Origin of the sequence: Labedaea rhizosphaerae, assembly GCF_004362825.1 — a bacterium.
GTDB classification, from domain to species: domain Bacteria; phylum Actinomycetota; class Actinomycetes; order Mycobacteriales; family Pseudonocardiaceae; genus Labedaea; species Labedaea rhizosphaerae.
The window spans coordinates 128,834-150,184 of the sequence record NZ_SNXZ01000003.1 but is presented as its reverse complement, the minus strand read 5'-3'; the positions used below and the strand labels follow the sequence as shown (position 1 = coordinate 150,184).

Annotated in this window: 19 protein-coding genes; 14 read left to right on the top strand and 5 right to left on the bottom strand. The window is 70.7% G+C overall.

Features of this window, described 5'->3' with window-relative positions:
• The first annotated feature begins 10 nt into the window (after window positions 1-10).
• Window positions 11-3,550 (top strand): DNA polymerase III subunit alpha, encoded by a 3,540-nt coding sequence (dnaE, locus tag EV186_RS17655; RefSeq protein ID WP_133850435.1) that lies wholly within the window; start codon window positions 11-13, stop codon window positions 3,548-3,550.
• Here dnaE and EV186_RS17650 read toward each other — a convergent pair.
• Window positions 3,438-4,097, bottom strand: coding sequence for a TetR/AcrR family transcriptional regulator (locus EV186_RS17650; RefSeq protein ID WP_133850434.1), 660 nt, complete (start codon window positions 4,095-4,097; stop codon window positions 3,438-3,440). The genes dnaE and EV186_RS17650 overlap by 113 nt on opposite strands.
• A 97-nt stretch (window positions 4,098-4,194) precedes the next feature.
• Between EV186_RS17650 and EV186_RS17645 the strand changes: the two genes are divergently transcribed.
• From EV186_RS17645 to EV186_RS17600, 10 genes are all read left to right on the top strand, one after another.
• Window positions 4,195-4,929, top strand: a complete 735-nt coding sequence (locus tag EV186_RS17645) for an alpha/beta fold hydrolase (RefSeq protein WP_133850433.1) — start codon at window positions 4,195-4,197, stop codon at window positions 4,927-4,929.
• Window positions 4,930-4,959: 30 nt separating this feature from the next.
• Window positions 4,960-6,171 (top strand): cytochrome P450 family protein, encoded by a 1,212-nt coding sequence (locus tag EV186_RS17640; RefSeq protein ID WP_133850432.1) that lies wholly within the window; start codon window positions 4,960-4,962, stop codon window positions 6,169-6,171.
• Window positions 6,172-6,246: 75 nt separating this feature from the next.
• Complete coding sequence (locus EV186_RS17635; protein WP_133850431.1) at window positions 6,247-7,380, top strand: hypothetical protein; 1,134 nt, start codon at window positions 6,247-6,249, stop codon at window positions 7,378-7,380.
• Window positions 7,381-7,390: 10 nt separating this feature from the next.
• Entirely contained in the window at window positions 7,391-8,659 is a 1,269-nt protein-coding gene (locus tag EV186_RS17630) for an adenosylmethionine--8-amino-7-oxononanoate transaminase (protein WP_208115667.1), read from the top strand.
• Window positions 8,660-8,733: 74 nt separating this feature from the next.
• Window positions 8,734-10,077, top strand: coding sequence for a DUF6346 domain-containing protein (locus tag EV186_RS17625; protein ID WP_133850430.1), 1,344 nt, complete (start codon window positions 8,734-8,736; stop codon window positions 10,075-10,077).
• 78 nt (window positions 10,078-10,155) lie between these two features.
• The gene (bioD, locus tag EV186_RS17620) at window positions 10,156-10,872 is read left to right on the top strand and encodes a dethiobiotin synthase (RefSeq protein ID WP_133850429.1); all 717 of its coding nucleotides are present in this window, start codon (window positions 10,156-10,158) and stop codon (window positions 10,870-10,872) included.
• 90 nt (window positions 10,873-10,962) lie between these two features.
• A complete protein-coding gene (gene bioB, locus EV186_RS17615; protein WP_243754112.1) occupies window positions 10,963-12,000 on the top strand; it encodes a biotin synthase BioB in 1,038 nt (345 codons plus the stop codon).
• A gap of 10 nt (window positions 12,001-12,010) precedes the next feature.
• Window positions 12,011-12,208, top strand: a complete 198-nt coding sequence (bsaP, locus tag EV186_RS17610) for a biotin synthase auxiliary protein BsaP (protein ID WP_133851309.1) — start codon at window positions 12,011-12,013, stop codon at window positions 12,206-12,208.
• Between the two features lie 80 nt (window positions 12,209-12,288).
• Window positions 12,289-12,915 (top strand): DUF2567 domain-containing protein, encoded by a 627-nt coding sequence (locus EV186_RS17605; RefSeq protein ID WP_243754111.1) that lies wholly within the window; start codon window positions 12,289-12,291, stop codon window positions 12,913-12,915.
• 52 nt (window positions 12,916-12,967) lie between these two features.
• Window positions 12,968-13,648: an alpha/beta fold hydrolase gene (locus tag EV186_RS17600; RefSeq protein WP_133850427.1), complete on the top strand. Its 681-nt coding sequence runs from the start codon at window positions 12,968-12,970 to the stop codon at window positions 13,646-13,648.
• Here EV186_RS17600 and EV186_RS17595 read toward each other — a convergent pair.
• Window positions 13,635-14,315: an LON peptidase substrate-binding domain-containing protein gene (locus EV186_RS17595; RefSeq protein ID WP_133850426.1), complete on the bottom strand. Its 681-nt coding sequence runs from the start codon at window positions 14,313-14,315 to the stop codon at window positions 13,635-13,637. The two genes, EV186_RS17600 and EV186_RS17595, sit on opposite strands and share 14 nt — an antisense overlap.
• Window positions 14,316-14,354: 39 nt before the next feature.
• Window positions 14,355-15,053: an NUDIX hydrolase gene (locus EV186_RS17590; RefSeq protein ID WP_208115666.1), complete on the bottom strand. Its 699-nt coding sequence runs from the start codon at window positions 15,051-15,053 to the stop codon at window positions 14,355-14,357.
• Window positions 15,054-15,118: 65 nt separating this feature from the next.
• On the opposite strand from EV186_RS17590, the gene nadA reads away from it, so the two are divergent.
• From nadA to nadC, 3 genes are read left to right on the top strand one after another with little or no spacing between them, the layout of a single operon-like run.
• Window positions 15,119-16,123: a quinolinate synthase NadA gene (nadA, locus tag EV186_RS17585; RefSeq protein ID WP_133850425.1), complete on the top strand. Its 1,005-nt coding sequence runs from the start codon at window positions 15,119-15,121 to the stop codon at window positions 16,121-16,123.
• Window positions 16,120-17,748, top strand: coding sequence for an L-aspartate oxidase (locus tag EV186_RS17580; RefSeq protein ID WP_133850424.1), 1,629 nt, complete (start codon window positions 16,120-16,122; stop codon window positions 17,746-17,748). Before nadA ends, EV186_RS17580 begins: the two co-directional genes overlap by 4 nt.
• A gap of 5 nt (window positions 17,749-17,753) precedes the next feature.
• Window positions 17,754-18,632, top strand: a complete 879-nt coding sequence (gene nadC, locus EV186_RS17575; RefSeq protein WP_208115731.1) for a carboxylating nicotinate-nucleotide diphosphorylase — start codon at window positions 17,754-17,756, stop codon at window positions 18,630-18,632.
• 573 nt (window positions 18,633-19,205) lie between these two features.
• Here nadC and EV186_RS17570 read toward each other — a convergent pair.
• Window positions 19,206-20,480, bottom strand: a complete 1,275-nt coding sequence (locus EV186_RS17570; protein WP_133850422.1) for an HNH endonuclease signature motif containing protein — start codon at window positions 20,478-20,480, stop codon at window positions 19,206-19,208.
• Between the two features lie 141 nt (window positions 20,481-20,621).
• Complete coding sequence (locus EV186_RS17565; RefSeq protein ID WP_133850421.1) at window positions 20,622-21,332, bottom strand: ComEA family DNA-binding protein; 711 nt, start codon at window positions 21,330-21,332, stop codon at window positions 20,622-20,624.
• Window positions 21,333-21,351 lie beyond the last annotated feature (19 nt).

The window sequence follows — 21,351 nt, the reverse complement described above, 5'->3', positions numbered from 1 at the left end:
GTGACTGGTCGTGGCTGACTCCTTCGCTCATCTGCACGTGCACACCGAGTACTCGATGCTCGACGGAGCGGCCAAGCTCAAGGACATGTTCGCCGAGGCCGACCGGCTCGGCATGAACGCCGTGGCGATCACCGACCACGGGCACACCAACGGCATCTACGACTTCTTCAAGAGCGCGACGAGCGCGGGCATCAAGCCGATCCTCGGCATCGAGGCCTACGTCGCGCCGGGCTCGCGCCACGTCAAGGACCGCGTGCGCTGGGGTGACCCGAGCCAGCGCGGTGACGACGTGGCCGGCGGTGGCTACTACACCCACCAGACGATCTGGGCGCGCAACGCCGAGGGCCTGCGCAACCTGATGACGCTCTCCAGCCGCGCGTCGATGGAGGGGCAGGTCTCCAAGTACCCGCGGATGGACCGGGAGATCATCACCGAGCACGCCGCGGGCCTGATGGCCACCACCGGCTGCCCGTCCGGCGAGGTGCAGACGCGCCTTCGGCTCGGCCACGAGAAGGAGGCGCTCGAGGCCGCCGCGGCCTGGCGGGACATCTACGGCCCGGGCAACTTCTTCGTCGAGCTGATGGACCACGGGATCGAGATCGAGACCCGGGTCCGCGACGGCCTCGTCGACATCGCCCGCAAGCTCGACCTGCCGTTCGTGGTCACCAACGACTCGCACTACACGTTCGAGCACGAGCGCGAGGCCCACGACGCCCTGCTGTGCGTCCAGACCGGCAAGACCATCCAGGACCCGAACCGGCTCAAGTTCGACGGGACCGGGTACTACCTCAAGTCGCCCGAGGCCATGCGGGCGATCGACTCCTCCGACGCGTGGCAGGAGGGGTGCCGCAACACCCTGCTGATCGCCGAGCGGGTCGACCCCGAGGGCATGTTCAAGCCGCGCAACCTGATGCCGCGCTTCCCCATCCCCGAGGGCCAGACCGAGGACGAGTACTTCCGCGAGCAGGTCTGGGCCGGCATGAAGCGCCGGTTCCCCGACGGCATCGACGAGCGGCACCGCCAGCAGGTCGAGTACGAGATCGGCGTCATCACCCAGATGGGCTTCCCGGCCTACTTCCTGGTGGTGGCCGACCTCATCGGCTGGGCGAAGCGCAACGGCATCCGCGTGGGGCCCGGGCGCGGGTCCGCGGCAGGCGCGCTGATCGCCTACGCCATGGGCATCACCGACCTCGACCCGCTGGCCCACGGCCTGATCTTCGAACGTTTCCTCAACCCGGACCGCGTGTCGCCCCCCGACATCGACATCGACTTCGACGAGCGCAGGCGTGGCGACGTCATCCGCTACACCACCGAGCGGTGGGGTGCGGAGAAGGTCGCGCAGGTGATCACCTTCGGCACGATCAAGGCGAAGGCCGCGATCAAGGACTCGGCCCGGGTGCTGTTCGGTCAGCCCGGCTACTCCGTCGCCGACCGGATCTCCAAGGTGTACCCGCCCGCGGTGATGGCCAAGGACATCCCGCTCAACAGCCTGTTCGACCCGAAGCACAAGCGCTACGCCGAGGCCACGGAGATCCGGGCCCTCTACGAGTCCGACCCGCAGGTCAAGCAGATCATCGACACCGGGCGCGGGCTCGAGGGCCTGATCCGCAACGCCGGCGTGCACGCGTGCGCGGTCATCCTCTCGGCCGAGCCGCTGATGGAGACGATCCCGCTGTGGCGCCGGCCGCAGGACGGCTCGATCATCACGCAGTTCGACTACCCGACGTGTGAGTCGCTCGGCCTGCTGAAGATGGACTTCCTGGGGTTGTCCAACCTCACGATCATCGACGACGCGCTCAAGAACATCGAGCGCAACGGCAAGCAGGTGCCCGACCTCGAGACGCTGGGCCTCGACGACAAGGCCACCTACGAGCTGCTCGGCCGCGGCGACACCCTGGGCGTGTTCCAGCTCGATGGTGGCGCGCTGCGCGACCTGCTGCGCCTGATGCGCCCGGACAACTTCGAAGACGTCTCCGCCGTCATCGCCCTGTACCGCCCGGGTCCGATGGGTGCGAAGTCGCACACCAACTACGCGCTGCGCAAGAACGGGCAGCAGGAGATCACCCCGATCCACCCTGAGCTCGAAGACTCGCTCAAGGACATCCTGGACACGACCTACGGTCTGATCGTCTACCAGGAGCAGGTCATGGCGATCGCGCAGAAGGTGGCCGGGTACACGCTGGCACAAGCAGATTTGCTGCGCCGCGCGATGGGCAAGAAGAAGAAGGAAGTCCTCGACGCCGAGTACGTCAACTTCTCGAAGGGCATGAAGGACAACGGCTTCTCCGAGGCCGCGGTCAAGACCCTGTGGGACATCCTGGTCCCGTTCGCCGACTACGCGTTCAACAAGGCGCACTCCGCCGCGTACGGCCTCGTCGCGTACTGGACGGCCTACCTCAAGGCCAACTACCCGGCCGAGTACATGGCCGCGCTGCTCACCACGAACTCCGACAACAAGGACAAGTCCGCGATCTACCTCGCGGAGTGCCGCCGGATGGGCATCACGGTGCTCCCGCCGGACGTCAACGAGTCCGTGCGCGAGTTCTCCCCGGTCGGCGAGGACATCCGCTTCGGCCTGGGCGCGATCCGCAACGTCGGCCACAACGTGGTCGACTCGATCATCAACGCGCGCACGGAGAAGGGGGAGTACACCGACTTCTCCGACTACCTGCGCAAGGTGGACACCGCCGCCTGCAACAAGAAGGTCGTCGAGTCCCTGATCAAGGCGGGCGCCTTCGACTCGCTCAAGCACCCGCGCAAGGGCCTGCACCTGATCCACGTCGACGCCATCGACGCGATCATGGACACCAAGAAGGCCGAGGCGGTCGGCCAGTTCGACCTCTTCGGCGGCGGCGACGACACCGGCGGCGGGGAAGACCTGGGCAGCGTCTTCGACGTGCCGATCCCGGACGAGTTCTGGGAGCCCAAGCACCAGCTCGCGATGGAGCGGGAGATGCTGGGCCTCTACGTGTCCGGCCACCCGCTCAACGGCGTCGAGCACATCCTCACCGCGCAGTCGGACACCTCGATCGCCACGATCCTCGAAGGCAGCATCTCCGACGGGGCCCAGGTCACCATCGGCGGCATCCTGTCCAACGTGGCCCGCCGGGTGAACCGCAACGGCGAGCCGTGGGCGACGGCGCAGCTGGAGGACCTCAACGGTGGCATCGAGGTCCTGTTCTTCCCGAAGTCGTTCGCGGTGATCGGCATGAGCGTCGTGGAGGACGCGATCGTGCTGATCAAGGCCCGGGTGGCCAAGCGCGACGACCGGATCTCGCTGATCGTCAACGACTTGGCGATCCCGGACCTGTCGAACACCGCCGGTGCTCCCATGCGCGTGTCGATGTCGGCGACCAAGTGCACGCCACCGCTGGTGTCCCAGCTGAAGGACGTGCTGGGCGCACACCCGGGCACCACCGAGGTGCACCTGAAGCTGATCAACGGTCAGCGGGTGACCACGCTGAAGCTGGACGACTCCCTGCGCGTGAGCCCGGGGCCGTCGCTGATGGGCGACCTGAAGGCGTTGCTCGGTCCGGGCTGCCTGGGCTGACCCCGGCCAGCACACTGTCCACAAGCGACACCAGATAGCGCCGGGGCGCCGGCTGGGACTGGACGAGCACGCGGAACCACAACGCGCCGGCGAGCATGTCCATGATCATGGCCTGGTCGGCGCCGGAGGCCAGTTCGCCGCGGGCCACCGCGCGCTCGAACACCGGGTGCTCACGGGCCCGCCGGTCGATGAAAAACTGCGCCGCCACGGAGGCGAGCGCGGGCCGCCCCGGGGTGGCGATCAGGGTCGCCGCGGCGATCTGCGCGGTCGGCGGCTTGGTCAGCAGCCGGGTGATCTCCCCGGCCAGCGCGAGCAGGTCCCCGCGCAGGCTCCCGGTGTCGGGGATGGGGAACTCCAGCACCGACGAGTTCACCAGCGCCGCCGCCAGCAGTTCGTCCTTCGACGCCCACCAGCGGTAGATCGTGGTCTTGTTGACCTCCGCCCGGGCGGCGACGGCCTCGATCGCCAGCCGGTCGTAGCCGTGCTCGGCCAGCAGGTCCAGCGTCGCCTTGAAGATCTCTTGCGTCCGTCGGGGTCCCGCGCTCATGCCCGCATCCTAAACGCAACGCACCGTTGCGTTTGGCCGGAGGCTTCGCTACGGTCGAAACACAACGCAACGGTGCGTTGCATTTCGAGGAGTCGTCATGAACCTGCCGATCGTCTTCGTCCACGGCATCCGCGTCTCCGGCGCCATGTGGGCGCCGCACCGGGACCTGTTGTCCCCCACGCCGATCCGCACCCCCGACCTGCCGGGACACGGCACCCGGCGCGGCGAGCCGTTCACCCTGGCCGGCGCGATCCGCACGGTCGTCGACGCCATCGACGAGGTCGGCGGCCGCGCCCTGGTCGTCGGGCACTCGCTCGGGGGCTACGCCGCGATCGCGGCCGCCGCGCGGCACCCGCACAAGGTGGCCGGGCTCGTCGCGTCCGGTGCCACGACCGTCCCCGGCCGGGTCCTCACCTCCGCGTTCTTCCTGGCGCACAAGGCTTTGTCGCGGTTGCGGGACGGCGGCGACGCGGTGAGCCGGGCTCAGTTCCGTGGCCTGCTCCCGCCCGCGGTGGCCGAACCGGTGATCGCCGCGGGCATCGCGACCGAGGTCATCCCGTCGGTGCTCGCGCAGGCCGCGCGGTTCGACCCGTTGACCGACCTCGCCTCGTACCCGGGGCCGGTGTGGCTGGTCAACGGCGCACACGACCACTTCCGCGCGGGGGAGCGCCGGTTCGTCCGGGTCTGCTGGGATGGCCGGCTGATCGTCGTGCCGCGCGCCGGGCACTACCTGCCGATGGTCCGCGCCGCCGAGTTCAGCCGCATCGTGCGGGACTGCGCGGCGGTGGCGGCGGGTCCGGCTCCGGGAGTACGGTCGGAAGAAGCGAGTTAACGCCGTTTACGCTCGAGGGGAGCCATCGCGATGGGGGCCAGCGCACCACTCGAACTCGACGAGACCTTCGTCCAGAACCCGCACCAGCTCTACGAACTGCTCCGCGCCCAGGCGCCGGTCCGCAAGGTGACCATGATGCGCGGGCTGGACGCCTGGCTCGTCACCCGCTACGACGACGTGCGGGCCGCGCTCGCCGACCCGCGCCTGGCCAAGAACGCCGGGCGGATCCGCGAGCTCGCCCAACGCCAGGCCGAGGACAAGGGGCTGACCCGCCCGGGGTTCGACGCGAGCCTGTCGGCGCACATGCTCAACGCCGACCCGCCGGACCACAGCCGGCTGCGCAAGCTGGTGAACAAGGCGTTCACCAGCCGCACGGTCGCGCGGCTGCAGCCACGCATCGAGCAGATCACCGACGAGCTGCTGGATGCCATGGCGGGCAAGGAAAACGTCGACCTGCTGGACACGCTGGCCTTCCCGCTGCCGATCACGGTGATCTGCGAGCTGCTCGGCGTGCCGATGGACGAACGCGACGATTTCCGCGTGTGGTCGAACATCCTGCTGTCCTCCGACCAGGGCGAGCGGGTGCCCGAGGCGGCCCAGAAGATGGCCGAGTACCTGACCAAGCTGGTCGCGTCCAAGCGGGCGACGCCGACCGAGGACCTGCTCACCGAGCTCGTCGAGGCCACCGAGGACGGCGACCGGCTGTCGGAGGAAGAGCTCGTCGGCATGGCGTTCCTGCTGATGGTCGCCGGGCACGAGACCACGGTGAACCTGATCGGCAACGGTGTGCTGCACCTGCTGCGCAACCCCGACCAGCTCGCCGCGCTGCGCGCGCACCCCGACCTGCTGCCCGGCGCCGTCGAGGAGATCCTGCGCCTGGAAGGCCCGGTCAACATCGCCACGATCCGCTTCTCCGCCGAGCCGATAACCCTTGGTGGACAAGAGATTCCGGCCGGGGAGTTCGTGATGGTCGCGTTGTCGTCGGCCAACCGCGACCCGGAGAAGTTCGCCGACCCGGACACGCTGGACATCACGCGCCCGGCCGGCGGCCACATGGCCTTCGGTCACGGCATCCACTACTGCGTGGGCGCGCCGCTGGCCCGGCTCGAGGGGCAGATCGCGCTGGGCAAGCTGATCGCCCGGTTCCCCGGGCTGGCGCTCGCGGCCGAGCCCGAAGAGCTGGTGTGGCGCAACAGCACCCTGATGCGCGGATTGACCAACCTGCCGGTGCGCACCGGCTAGGGTTCCCCGCGTGACCGAGGGGGACTGGGGACCGCTGTTGCGCGTGGTCCGTGAACGAGCCGAGGCGATCGCCCGGTGACGCACGAGACCCGCAGGCGCCGCGCCGGCTTCTACTTCACCGCGGCCATCCTGTTCATGCCGGTCCTCCTGCTGGCGTGCACGGCGGCGGTCACGCCCCAGTACCTCGCGTACCTCGACTCCGCCGACGGGTGGAAGGACGTCGGGCTCGCGGTGCTGGTGATCGTCGTGCTGCTGCTGATCGGCCTCGGCTACGCCCTGGCCAGGCGGTACTGGCGCAAGCGGTCCCCGGCCATCCCGGCCCAGGTCGGCGCCGCGATCGGGATCGTCGGTGGCCTGGTGCCCACCAACATGGTGGCGGTCACCACCGACGACTCGAAGATTGTCCTGATGGGCCTGGTGCCGCTCGCCGTGGTCGGTGCCGTGCTGCCGTGGTGGCTGGCCCGCGTCGGTCAGCGCACCTTGTGGGAGCCGATCGACGACGAGCTGATCGACTCGGGCGACCAGGTCGTGGTGCGGGCGCGGGGCAACCGCGGGCTCACGCTGTCCGTCGACCGGTTCCACGTCGTGCTGGACCGCGCCGGTGCCAACGGTTTCCACCTGTTCGAAGACCTGGGCCGCGTCACCTCGGTGACGGTGACCAAGTCGCTCAACGAGGAGCGCCGCGACGTCACCGGCAGCGGCGACGAGATCACCGTCCCGCCGGGCGCCGCGGTGCGCATCCGGATGACCCGCGGCACCTGGTTCGTCCCCGTCGACGACGCCGAGGGCGTGACCCGGCTGATCACCCGCCGCCGTGACGAGGCAATCGCCGGACAAGTCGGCGGAGAGGACGAGTTCGCGGATGACGAGGAGGCCGTGTTCCACGCACGCCGCAACCGCAGGATGACCCTCACCATCGACGAGAGCAGCCTCGTCATGGCGGGCCGGCGGCCCGGCGAGACGTTCTACGCCTACGCGGAGTTCGACGAGTTCACCTCGGTCGAGGTGATCACGATCAGCGCCGACCAGCGCCGCGACGTCACCGGCGAGCAGGACGAGGTGCTGGTCACCGCGGGCGAGGCGCTGCGCATCGAGGTCGAGGACGGCGAGTGGCTCTTCCCGATCGACGAAGCGCAGGAGATCGCGACGCTGATCACCACCCGCGTCCAGCGCTACCGGCTCGAGGACGAACAGGTGGACGACGCCTAATCTCTGCCGCGTGGAGCTGAGCGAGCTGATCGCGCTTGACCGCGCGCACGTCTGGCACCCGTACGGGCCGATGCCCGGGACGGTGGAGCCGCAGGTGATCACGTCCGCGAGCGGGGTCCGGCTGACCCTGCACGACGGCCGTGAGCTGGTCGACGGCATGTCGTCCTGGTGGGCGGCCATCCACGGCTACCGCCACCCGGTCCTCGACGCCGCGCTCACCGAGCAGGCGGGCCGGATGAGCCACGTCATGTTCGGCGGTCTCACCCACGAGCCCGCCGTGCGCCTGGCCAAGACCCTCGTCGACATCACGCCCGAGCCGCTGCGCCACGTCTTCCTGTGCGACTCCGGCTCGGTCTCCGTCGAGGTCGCGATCAAGATGTGCCTGCAGTACTGGCGCTCGCTGGGCAAGCCGGCCAAACGCCGCATGCTGACCTGGCGCGGCGGCTACCACGGCGACACGTTCCACCCCATGAGCGTCTGCGACCCGGACGGCGGGATGCACAGCCTCTGGCGCGGGGTCCTGCCCGAGCAGGTCTTCGCCGACGCGCCGCCCAAGGACCTCGAACACGACTACGTCGCCCACCTCGCCGAGCTGATCGAGACCCACGCCGACGAACTGGCCGCGGTCATCGTCGAACCCGTCGTGCAGGGCGCGGGCGGCATGCGCTTCCACGACCCGCGCTACCTGCACGTGCTGCGCGAGCTCTGCACCACGCACGACGTGCTGCTGGTCTTCGACGAGATCGCCACCGGCTTCGGCCGCAGCGGCGCGTTGTTCGCCGCCGACCACGCGAACGTCAGCCCGGACGTGATGTGCGTCGGCAAGGCCATCACCGGCGGGTACCTCAGCCTCGCCGCCGCCGTGTGCACCAGCCAGGTCGCCGACGGCATCTCCCGCGGCGAGCTGCCGGTGCTCGCGCACGGCCCGACGTTCATGGGCAACCCGCTGGCGTGCGCGGTCGCCAACGCGTCGATCGGGTTGCTGCTCGGCCAGGACTGGCTGCACGAGGTGAAGCGGATCGAGCGCGGGCTGACCGACGGGCTAGCCCACGCGAGGGAACTCGCCGGGGTTCGTGAGGTGCGGGTGCTGGGCGCGATCGGCGTCGTGCAACTGGATCACGAGGTGGACATGGCGGCCGCCACGAAGGCCGCCGTCGAGGCCGGTGTGTGGCTGCGCCCGTTCCGCGACCTGGTCTACACCATGCCGCCCTACGTGTGCACCGACGAAGACGTCGCGGCCATCTGCCGCGGTGTCGTCGCCGCCGCTGCTACCGCCTGACTCGACCGCGCATCGAGGGTGTCGAGGCGGAGCGCGGGACGCGGCCCTTCACCACCGCGCTAGTGTTTGGCGCCGTGACCCAGGCCAGGACCAAGGTCGACGGAACGGACAGGTGGCTGCTGGGCGTCGGGGTGGGACTGGCGGTTGCCGGGTTGCTGATCGCGATCCTGATGACGCTCGCCGTGCCGGTGCTCGGTCTCGTGCTGCTGGTCCCCATGCTGCTCGCCGCCGCCGTCAGCGGCGGACGCGTCCTGCTGCGCAAGCAGCCGGCCGCCGAGGCGCTGACGACGCTGCGCGACGCCGTCATCGTGTTCCTCGCCATCGGCGTGCTGAGCATGGTCGCGGGCATGACCGTGTACCACCGCACCGACGTGACCTACCTCGGCTCCGTGGTGACCCAGCGCGGCACGATCCGGGTCGCCGACTGCGACGAGGGGCCGATCTTCGGCCTGCACGGCTACGGCCGCACGGCCACCTGCCACGGCAAGGTCACGTGGGCCGACGGGCCTTCCGAACAGGTGCGGCTCAACGGCCTGGGCCGCCCGGACGTCGGCAAGTCCGTCCCGGTGGCCAGGGAACGCCTGCTCACCGGCACCCTGGTCGTCACCCGCGACGACGGCCACCCGTGGCTGCTCGCCGGGTTGTTGCTTGGCACGCCCTTGTTGCTGCTGGCGCTCTGGTTGCTGGTGCTGATGCCTTCAGTGGTGATCCGGCCGGTGCGCAGCGACCCGGTTCGCCGGCTGCGCCAGCGCCGCGAGGAGGCCGAGGAGTACCAGGCGAGCCGTGCCGAGGCCAGGATCCGGCGCAAGCGGGGCAAGGTCGGCTTCGCGCAGATGCGCAAGGTGCCGGGGTGGGTGGTCACCGGCGACCTGCGCCGGCTGCGGGTCGTCGCGGTGCTGTTGATCGTGGGCGGCCTGGTCGTCTACGGCGTGCGCGGCACCCCGGAGCTCCCCGGCCGGGCCGGGCTGGGGATCACGATCGGCGCGCTGGGCGGCCTGCTGCTGGTGATCGTGGCGCAACGCATCGAGCGCAGGCGCCGGGAGGCCGCGCGGATCGCGGAGTACGGCCCGGACGCGGCCGACGCCATCGACGCCGCGCGGGACCGTGCCCGCCGCCCGCGCCCGCTGCTGTCCAGCAGCCTTGCCACGATCCTCGGCATCGTCGGGCTCGCCCAGATCCGGCCGGTGGTCAACGCCGTGACCAGCGGCGCGGACGGCGGCATGGTGGTGACCATGGCGTTACCGGCGCTCGGTCTGCTCACGGCGGCGATCCTGCTGCTCGTGCCGGCGTCGGACGACGACCGGGGCTGGCGGCGCCTGATGTGCACGTCGGTACGGGCGTCCCTGCCCGACCTGCCCGACGAACTGCGCCCCGCGCTGACCGAGCGTGAGCTCTACCTCGTGGACAATCCCTACTAGTACTTCTCTTCCACCACAGCACAGCGTGGTGACGGCTGCTGATCGAAGGTCGAGGTGGCGGGGCTAATCTGGTCGACCGTGGGCGTGCTCGTGATCACCGGCACCGGGACCGACGTCGGCAAGACCGTGGTGACCGCCGCCGTGGCCGCACTGGCCGCGGCCTCGGGTCGCAGCGTCGCCGTGCTCAAGCCGGCGCAGACCGGGGTGCTGCCCGGCGAGGCAGGCGACCTCCAGCAGGTCCGGGCCCTGGCCGGCGACGTCACCACCCTGGAGCTGCGCCGCTTCCCCGACCCGCTGGCCCCCGACACGGCCGCGTTGCGGGCCGGGATGCCGGCCGTGCGCCCGTCCGAGGTGGCCGCCGCGGCGAGCGAACTGATTGCCGGCCACGACCAGGTGCTGATCGAGGGCGCGGGCGGCCTGCTGGTCCGCTTCGACCGCGACGGCGGCACGCTCGCCGACGTCGCGTGGTCGCTCGCCGCGCCCGTGCTGGTCGTGGCCCAGGCCGGGCTCGGCGTGCTGAACACGGTCGCGCTGACCACGGAGGCGTTGGGCCGCAGGGGGATCGCGTGCGCGGGCGTGGTGATCGGGTCGTGGCCCGCCGAGCCGGACCTCGCCGCCCGCTGCAACCTCGACGACATCCCCGACGTCGCGGGCGTGCCCCTGGTCGGCGCCTTGCCGGCGGGTAGCGGCGCGCTCGGCCCCGAGGAGTTCCTCGCCGTCGCCCGCCAGGGCCTGGGACCGTCGCTCGGCGGCGAGTTCGATGCCAAATCCTTCCAACTCGAGCACCACGGGTGATCTCGCTCGCTGTGGACTCGAGTTCGGTCATGCACACTGACCCCGAGCATCGAACGTAACCGGCGGATGCAAATCCGGGGAGGCGGAACAGTGACCGCAGCAGCCGAGCGGGTCGAGACGACCGGCACCGACACCGACATCCTCGCGATCGCCCGCGAGCAGGTGCTCGAACGCGGCGAAGGCCTCAGCGAACAGCAGATCCTCGAGGTGCTGCGGCTCGGCGACGACCGGCTCACCGAACTGCTCGAGCTCGCCCACGCCGTGCGGATGCGTTGGTGCGGCCCGGAAGTCGAGGTCGAGGGCATCATCAGCCTCAAGACCGGCGGCTGCCCGGAGGACTGCCACTTCTGCTCGCAGTCCGGCCGGTTCCCGACGCCGGTGCGCTCGGCGTGGCTCGACATCCCCGGCCTGGTCCGCTCGGCCCGGGAGACCCGCGAGACCGGCGCGACCGAGTTCTGCATCGTCGCCGCCGTGCGCGGCCCGGACAAGCGGCTGCTCTCCCAGGTGCGCGAGGGCATCAAGGCCATCCGCGAGGACGGCAACGACATCCAGATCGCCTGCTCGCTCGGCATGCTCACGCAAGCTCAGGTCGACGAGCTGGTCGAGATGGGCGTGCACCGCTACAACCACAACCTCGAGACGGCCCGCTCGCACTTCCCGAACGTGGTCACCTCGCACACGTGGGAGGAGCGCTGGGAGACCCTGCGGATGGTGCGCGCGGCGGGCATGGAGGTCTGCTGCGGCGGCATCATCGGCATGGGGGAGACCGTCGAGCAGCGCGCGGAGTTCGCCGCGCAGCTGGCCGAGCTGGGCCCGGACGAGTGCACGATGAACTTCCTCATCCCGCAGCCGGGCACCCCGTACGAGAACTACGACGTCGTCGAGGGCAAGGACGCGCTGCGCACGGTCGCCGCGTTCCGCCTGGCGATGCCGCGCCCGCTGATCCGCTTCTCCGGCGGCCGCGAGCTGACCTTCGGCGACCTCGGCACCGAGCAGGGCATGCTCGGCGGCGTCAACGCGATCATCGTCGGCAACTACCTGACCAACCTGGGCCGGCCCGCCGCGCGTGACCTGCAGATGCTGGACGAGCTGAACATGCCGGTCAAGGCGTTGAGCGACAGCCTCTGATGGACGAATGATGGACGAGCAGGTCTACTGCGGCTTCTGCGGGCAGGAGCTCACGGCGCACGACCTGGCCGGGTGCGTCGGCGCGCGCCGGGCCGCGATGGAGCCCCCTCGTTACTGTGCGCACTGCGCGCGTCGGATGGTGGTGCAGGTGACGCCGACCGGGTGGAGCGCCCGGTGCAGCAGGCACGGCGAGGTCGCGTCCGGCTAGGCGGACAGGACCGACTACTCTCGCGTTCACCGCCAGTGACCGGCATGTGGCCCGGCGGACGAGGACTGAGGGAGGCGGTCGTGGCGGACCGGTCGACGGATTCGATTGACTCCACGGACTCCACGGCAGGCGCGCAGGTCACTGCCACCCCGGCCCAGCACCCCTCGTACCCGATGTACGTGCCGCCGCACGTCCCGGCCCGCGTGGTGATCAAGCCCGACCTGCTGCCCGCCGTGAGCGTGCTGTCCACGGTCGCGATCTTCGGCATCGCGATCGGCTGGCTCTGGTCGCGGCTCGCGCCGCCGCAGATGGTCCGGCAGGTCAGCCAAACCCAGCGGTTCCCGTTGACCTCGGAGGACTACCACCCGTTCGACGACCTCGCCGTGTTCGGCGTGCTGGCCCTCGGCGCGGGCATCGTGACCGCGGTCGCCGTGTGGTTCCTGCGGGAGCGCCGCGGCCCGGTGATCCTCGTCGCGGCCGTGCTCGGGGGCCTGGTGGCGGCCTGGCTCGCCATGCAGATCGGGGTGTCGTTCGGGCAGAGCCGGTTCCCGGTGCCGGGCGCGCCCAAGGTCGGCGACGTGTTCGCGTTGGCACCCAAGATCGACTCGGCGTGGGTGGTGGTGGCGTGGCCGTTCACCACCGCGCTGGTCTACGGCGCCCTGGCCGCGTGGAGCAACTCCGACGACCTGGGCCGCAGGCTCGGTTAAGCCCGCTGCGAACCCGGCTCCCGCCGCAACGGATCTGGGCCATGCTCGGCGCATGGACTTCGTGCTGCTGCACGGCACCTCACAGGGACCCCGCGGCTGGCAGCTCCTGATCGACACCCTCGCTGGTCGGGGCCACCGGGCGATCGCGGTCGACTTCCCGACCGGTCGACCCGAGCTCCTCGCCCACGACTACGCCCGCATCGCGGCCGACCAGGTCGATGTCGAGACGCCGGTGGTGGTCGCGCACTCGGGTGCGGGTCTGCTGCTGCCCGCGGTCGCCGACGCGCTCGACGCGCGTCACCTGGTGTGGCTGGCCGCGCCGGTGCCCGACTTCGCGGGCGGGTCGAGCTTCGTCGACCAGATCACCCAGGACGGGCCCGAGCTTGTCGGCGACGAATGGCGCAGCTCGGGCACGGAGTCCACCACGGACCCGGTCGTCGCCGCCTACTTCGGGTTCCACGACTGCGACCTGGCCACTTTGCGCTGGGCCGTGACGACGATGCGCCTGTTCTACCCCCAGGCCGTGTATGCCGAGGCCGCGCCGCCACCACCGCGCCGGCCGTCGACCGCGGTGGTGCCCCGCCACGACCGGACCCTGCGGCCGGAGTGGATGGCCCGGGTCGCGCGGGAACGCCTGGGGGTCGAGCCGGTCGAGGTCGACGGCGGCCACTTCCCGCACGTCTCGCGACCCGAAGAGCTGGCCGACATCCTCGTGCGCGTCAGTTCTGGCTGAACGGCGTCCGGTACTTCGGCGGCGGCGCGGGCACCGCGTGCAAGGTGGACATGATCCCGGCCTCCCGGCTCAGCAACTGCCCGATGGTGCGCAGCCGGTGCAGGGGACGGTTGTCCTCCAACAGCTTCTGCCGGTCCTCGAAGGTCAGCAGGCAGTCCGCGGCGAGCACGTAGGCCAGCTCGTCGGGCGGGACGTCGGTCTCCGGTTCCTTCCACTCACCGGGCTGCCACGCGACCGCGCAGTAGCGGCGGTGCGCGGCCCGCGCCGACTCGCACAGCAGGGCCACCTTGTCCGCGGGCGCGGCGCTGATGTCCTCGTCCTCCAGCCACTCGACGCTGCCCACCAGGTACGGCGCCGCCGACGTGTCGAGGTCCAGCAGCCGGAACCGGCGCTCGCCCGTGGTCACCACGTCGAACCGCCCGTCCGGCAGGCTCTTCGCCTCCCGCAGCAGGCTCGCGCAACCCACGGGCTGCAACTGCTCGACCCGCTCGATCTCCACCTCCGCCGACGGCGTCAGCCCGATGACCCCGAAGCGCCGCTCCGGCACCGTGCCTTTGATCAGGTCGGCGGTGAGCTGGCGGTAGCGCGGCTCGAAGATGTGCAAGGGCAAGTGCGCTCCCGGCAGAAGCACCGTCTGCAGCGGAAACAACGGAAGCGACTCGGCCACGAGACACAACGCTACGGCTTCCGGGCAAGCCTCGCTGGCTCAGCGCCGGCCGGGTGGACGCAGCACGGCGAATGGATCGGTGACCTGCATTCCGGTGTTGGTGAACCGGAACAGCGTCGCCGGTCGGCCGCCGGAGCGGCCGGGCTTGGTGGTGTCTCCCGTCGATTCGAGCAGGCCGCGCCGGGCGAGCACGCGCTGCAGGTTGGTCGCGGAGACGGAGTACCCCAAAGCAGCGGAATAGATGCCACGCAGCTCCGACATCGTGAACGCCGGGGGAGCGAGCGCGAAGCCGATGTTGGTGTAGGACAGCTTGGCCCGCAACCGGTCCCTTGCTCGGAGCACGATGGCGCCGTGGTCGAACGCGGTGACCGGCAGGTCGTCGACCGGGAACCAGTCGGTGTCCGGCGGCACCGCGGGGTCGGCGTCCGAGCGCACCAGCCCGAGGAAGGCCGTCGCCACCACCCGCGGCCCCGGGACCCGGTCGGGCGCGCTGAACACGGCGAGCTGCTCCACGTGCGCGAGCTGCCGGATGTCGACCTTCTCCGCGAGCTGGCGGCGGATCGAGGCCTCGATGTCCTCGCCCCGGCCGAGTTGCCCGCCGGGCAGTGACCACCGGTGTGCGTGCGGTTCCAGCGCGCGCTCCCAGAGCATGACCCGCAGTGATCCCGCTCGCACCTGCAGCACCGCGGCCACTACTTCGTGGGCCAACGGGGTGGGTTCGGTGGTAGCATCGCGCATGTTTTCGATTGTAAGGCGAAAACCTCGCAACCGGAAACAGGACCCGCGGTTCGAGGAGGAACACGATGACGGGGACGCTCGACCTGACGCCGCTGACCGGCGTCGAGCCGGACCAAGCGTGGCGCGACGAAGTTCTTGAGCTGGCGCGACAGCAGGACGCGGTCCTGCTCGCCCACAACTACCAGCTACCCGAGATCCAGGACATCGCCGACCACACCGGCGACTCCCTGGCCCTGTCCCGGATCGCCGCCGAGAGCGACGCCGCGACGATCATCTTCTGCGGCGTGCACTTCATGGCCGAGACCGCGAAGATCCTCAGCCCGGACAAGCGGGTCCTGATCCCCGACGCGCGGGCCGGCTGCTCGCTTGCCGACTCGATCACCGCCGACGAGCTGCGGGCCTGGAAGGCCGAGCACCCCGGCGCGGTGGTCGTGTCGTACGTGAACACCACGGCCGCGGTGAAGGCGGAGACCGACATCTGCTGCACCTCGTCGAACGCGGTCGACGTCGTGGCGTCGATCCCGGCGGACAAGGAGGTGCTGTTCCTGCCCGACCAGTTCCTCGGCGCGCACGTCAAGCGGGTCACCGGGCGGGCGAACCTGCACATCTGGGCGGGCGAGTGCCACGTCCACGCCGGCATCAACGGCCCCGAGCTGGCCCAGCGCGCGGCCGACAACCCGGACGCCGACCTCTTCATCCACCCCGAGTGCGGCTGCGCGACCTCCGCGCTCTACCTGGCCGGTGAAGGTGCGGTGCCGGCCGACAAGGTCAAGATCCTGTCCACCGGCGACATGGTCACCCAGGCCCGCGCCACCAAGGCGAGCACGGTGCTGGTGGCCACCGAGATCGGCATGCTGCACCAGCTGCGCAAGGCCGCGCCGGGCATCGACTTCCGCGCTGTGAACGACCGCGCGTCCTGCCGGTACATGAAGATGATCACCCCGGCCGCTCTGCTGCGGTCGCTGCGGGAAGGCCGCGACGAGGTGCACGTGGACGCCGACATCGCCGCACGCGCTCGGGGCGCGGTGCAGCGCATGATCGAGATCGGCAAGCCTGGCGGTGGCGAATGACGAGCCCCTGCTGGCAGGCGCGGGCCGACCTGGTGGTGGTCGGCACCGGTGTCGCCGGGCTGACCGCCGCGCTGCACGCCCGTGAGCTGGGCCTGCGCACCCTGGTGGTCACCAAGCTCGCCGTCGACGACGGCAACACGCGGTTCGCGCAGGGCGGGGTCGCCGTCGTGCTGCCAGGCGACCACGACGAGGGCGACACCGTCGAGGCGCACGCCCAGGACACGCTCACCGCGGGTGCCGGGCTGTGCGATCCGGACGCGGTGCGCGCCATCGTCTCCGCGGGACCGGCTGTGGTGGCCGACCTGCGCCGCAGGGGAGCGCGGTTCGACCCGGCCGCGACCGGCGGCGGGCTCGCCCGCGGCCGCGAGGGCGGGCACCGGACCTTCCGCGTCGTGCACGCCGGGGGCGACGCCACCGGCGCCGAAGTGGAGCGCGCGCTGGTCGCGTCGGCGCGTGACGGCCGGGTGCCCATGCTGGAGAACCACATCGCGGTCGAGGCGGCCCGCACGCCGCTCGGCGCGGTCGGCGGGCTGCTGGTCCTGGACGCGTCCGGTGTGCCCGGGCTGATCTCGGCGCCGGCTGTCCTGCTGGCCACCGGCGGGCTCGGCCAGCTGTACCAGGCGACGTCGAACCCCGAGGTCGCGACCGGTGACGGGCTGGCGCTGGCGCTGCGGGCCGGGGCGCTGGCCGAGGACCTGGAGTTCGTGCAGTTCCACCCGACCGTGCTCTACACCGGCCGGGGCGCGCGCGGGCGCTGCCCGCTGGTGACCGAGGCCGTGCGCGGCGAGGGCGCGGTGCTGGTCGACGGCGCGGGTCAGCGCGTGATGACCGGCGTGCACCCGCTGGAAGACCTCGCGCCGCGCGACGTGGTGGCCGGGGCGATCATCCGGCGGCTGCTCGAGGAGCCGGGCGCCATCGACGACCACGTGTTCCTGGACGCCACGCACCTGTCGCGCGAGGCGTTCCGCGGCCGGTTCCCCACGGTGTACGCGGCGTGCCAGGAGATCGGCGTCGACCCGTCGACCGACCCGATCCCGGTGGCGCCCGCCGCGCACTTCGCGTGCGGTGGCGTCAAGGCCACCGTGGCCGGGCGGACCGCGGTGACCGGACTGTACGCGGCGGGCGAGGTGGCCCGCAGCGGCCTGCACGGCGCGAACCGGTTGGCGTCCAACAGTTTGCTCGAAGGCCTCGTGATGGGCACCAACGCGGCGGAGGCCGTCGCGGCGGACCTGGCGCTGGGTGTGCTCGCCGACCCGTGGTCGGCCGCGGTGCCGGAGCTGCCCGTGGTCCCGGTCGCCGACCGGGACACGCTGCAGCGAGTGATGAGCCGCTACGCCGCCATCGGCCGCGACGCCGAGGGGCTGGCGGTGGTCGGGTCGGTGCTGGACGTGTCCGCAGTGGACACTCCACTGCGGACCCGCGCGGAGGTCGAGGACGCGGCGCTGACCCTGGCGGCGCGGGCGTTGATCGCGGCCGCGGCGGCCCGCGAGGAGTCGAGGGGATGTCACGTGCGCACTGATTTCACCGAACGGAACGACGCGTGGGCGACGAGCCAGCTGATCCGGCTCAACCCGTCCGGTCAGCCGGTGCTGAGGTGGGCCACGGCCGCGGTGGGTGCGGCGTGAACGGCCTGTCGGCGCGGGCGCGGATCGCCCTGGACGCGGCGAAACTCGACTGCGAGGACGTCCACCGCGTCGTGCGGACCGCGCTGGACGAGGACCTGCGCTATGGCCCGGACGCCACGACCGAGGCAACGGTGCCCGCGGATGCCGTGGCGCTGGCCGAGATCACGCCTCGCAAGGACGGCGTGGTGGCCGGTGTGCCGGTCGCTCTCGCGGTGATCGACGTGGTGCTCGGCGAGCACGGCTACGAGGTGATGGAGCGGGTCACCGACGGCACCGCCGTCCCGGCCGGCCAACCGGTCCTGGTGCTGCGTGGTCCGACGCGCGGGTTGCTGACCGCCGAGCGCACGGCGTTGAACCTGCTGTGCCACCTGTCCGGCGTGGCGACCGCGACCGCGGCCTGGGTGCAGGCCGTAGCGGGAACGTCCTGTGCCATCAGGGATTCACGCAAGACCCTGCCCGGGCTGCGCCAGCTGGAGAAGTACGCCGTGCGCTGCGGCGGTGGCGTCAACCACCGCATGGGCCTGGGCGATGCCGTGCTGATCAAGGACAACCACGTGGCCGCTGCTGGTTCGGTCACGGCGGCGCTGGCGGCGGCACGGGCTCGGGCGCCGGAGCTGGCGTGCGAGGTCGAAGTGGACACCCTGGAGCAGTTCGACGAGGCGTTGGCCGCGGGGGCCGAGGAGATCCTGCTGGACAACTTCACGCCCGCGCAATGCGCGGAGGCGGTTCGGCGCCGCGGGTCCGCGAAGACGCGGTTGGAGGCCTCTGGCGGGCTGACCTTGGACGTGGCGGCGGCCTATGCGGGTACTGGGGTGGATTACCTGTCTGTGGGCGCTTTGACACACTCGTCGCCTGTTTTGGACTTGGGGATGGACTTGCGCTGATTGGCTCTCGACTGGGAGTGGGTGGTGGCTGATTGGGGTCGAGTGGTCGTTGGCGGTTGCTCTCGTGTGGGTGTTGCTGCCGCGGGTGTTCGCCGCCGGTGGCTGGTTTGGCCTCGGGGGTTGGTGGCGGCGAACACCCTTGCCAACGGTGTCGGTGGTTGCGTGGCGTGGGTGGCCCGGTTGAGGGGTTGCGCTGGGAGGGTGGCCGGCGGGTGCCGGGTGGTCCCGATGGGGAGGGCTGGGTTACGGGCATGCGGTCGTCGGGGGCGATGCTGGGCGGTGGCTGGGTTTTCGTAGGTGGTTGCTCTCGGGGTGAGGGTTGCTTGTCGTGGGTGGTGGCTGGGACTGGGTGACTGATGTTGGTTGGCTGGTCGTTTCGGTTGCTCTCGTGTGGGTGGGCTGCCGCGGGTGTTCGCCGCCGGTGGCTGGTTTGGCCTCGGGGCGGGGAGCGGCGAACACCCTTGCCACCGGTGGCCGGTGGTTGCGTGGCGTGGGTGGCCGGGTTGAGGGGTTGCGTTGCGAGGGCGCCCTGCGGTTGCCGGGTGGTCCCGGCGGTGGCTGAGTTACAGGAATTTACGCAGTGCGTTGCAACCAGGGCGGTGGCGTGAATACCGGCAGCCCGTTATCCATGTGCACCGTCCATTCGGTGTGATGGATCAGCCGATGGTGATACGGGCACACCAATACCAGATTATCCAGCGTGGTTAGTCCGCCGTCTGCCCAATGTTTGATGTGGTGGGCGTGACATTGATGCGGTGTTCGCGCACAACCCGGTGCAGCGCAGCCCCCGTCTCGGATGGCGAGGGCTCGACGCAATCGTTTATCGGCCAGGCGGCGGGTTTCCCCGATATCCAACGGCTGGGATTTGCCGCCGAGGACAACCGGGATGATTTTCCCCTCGCACGCGACCCGGCGGGCCTGCTCCGGAGTCAGCGTGCGGGCATCGTCCAGCATCGCCTGGCCGATCCGGGTCTGCAGGGTCTCCAAGGAGACCGTCACCGCGATGTGCGGACGTTCGCCACCCTCTGCCGGGGCTTGGCCGGAGTCGGCGGCGAACCCGATGATCTCGGCCAGCGCGTCACCCTGCCGCTCGCTCAGCGTCCGGTCGTCCTGGGGCTGGGGCTTGGCCAGCGGGGACAGCAGGCTGCGGAGCACGCTGGCGTCTTCCCCGCCGAGCCGGAACTGGCCTGACAGCGACCCGTCGCGGTGTTCGTACAGGTCCAGCGTGTTCTGCGCGTCCACCACAGTGGGGTCGATGGGTTTGCGACCGTCGGGGTTCAGGGCCTCGACGATGCGCTCGCCCAGGCGGATGAGCTGGGTCGGGTTGAACTTCCGCGCCAGCCCGGTCATGTCTGCCTCGACTTGCTCGGCGTGCTCGACCGGCACGCTCTTCACCGTGGTGGCGATCTTGTCCACATGCGCACCGGAGATCTTCCCGGCCGCCATCGCCGCTCGGGCGGCCGGTAGCCGTGGCGGGATCACCTGTCCGGTGATTCCCACCTTCGGGCACAACAACTCGACGTGGTGTTCGAGACGTTTCGCTTCGAGGGCGGTCACGTGCAGAACATCCTGCAGGAACCGCCACAATTGGGGATACCCGGACTCTTTCCACTCGATCTGGGAAATGTCGTCGAGCAGCTTCAACTCCAGTTGCCGCATCTGCGCGACAGTCGAGTTAAGCCCCCCCAGCTCCATACCCCCGATCATACCACGCCATTCGAACAAATGGTCTAACACGAACGGGGGAACAATCGACGGAATATTCCATCTTCCACGCAGCCCAGCCACTGCCGGGACCACCCAACAAACGGCAGGGAACAACGCGACGCAACCATTCACCTCGGCCACCCACGCAGCGCAAACCGCCGGCCCCGTGGGCAAGGGTGTTCGCCGCCCCAACCCCGAGACCAACCCAACCGTCCGGCGGCGAACACCCGCGGCAGCCGCCCCTAATAGCTCCAAAACAGAAAGCCGCGCGAACTCCCCGCCTCAGCCAGGGATGACCACCGCGCGGTCGCGGATGCGATCCCACGCGGCGAGCGGGGCGTCGGTCAGCGAGAACACGTCGTCCACTGTGTGCAGACCCGGCCCGCGCTCTCGCATGTCCACAATAGACTGCGCGACCGCCTCGTCGATCTCGCACACCGTCGCGATCACTGGCGCCGGGGCACTGGCGAGGTCGACCAGCCCGCCGTCGTCGTAGGTGCCGTTGCGGTCGGGGCGGCCTATGTGCAGTTCGCGGGCCATCATCGGGTCGGTGCGCACCAGCTCGCGGGCTTCCTCGCGTCGCTTTCGCGCGGCCAGGACCGCGGCGACCGCCGGATCGACCGGCGGTCCAGCGGGCTTCGGCTGCTCGCCGAAGAAGACCCGTCGCCGCAACGGCGCCTGCAGCAGGCACGCGACCGCGATCGCGACCATGGCCAGCCCTACACCGATCGAACTGATCACCTGACCGGCCCCAGTCGCCGGCCGCCCATCCGGGCCGGTGGGAGCCAGCGAGATCAACACGCAGATGACCGCCCCGGCCGCGGCGAACACCACCGCGTTGCGCGCGACCGGCCGCGACCAGCCGAGCCGCCCGCCCGCGTGCACGAACGGCGCCCACGCCAAGATGCCCGCGCTCGCCGCGGTCACCACGAAGTACCAGCCGCCACTGCGGAGCCACTGCCGTCGACGCTCCCGGCGCTCCTCTTTCGTCACGAGTCACCAGTCGCGGCCG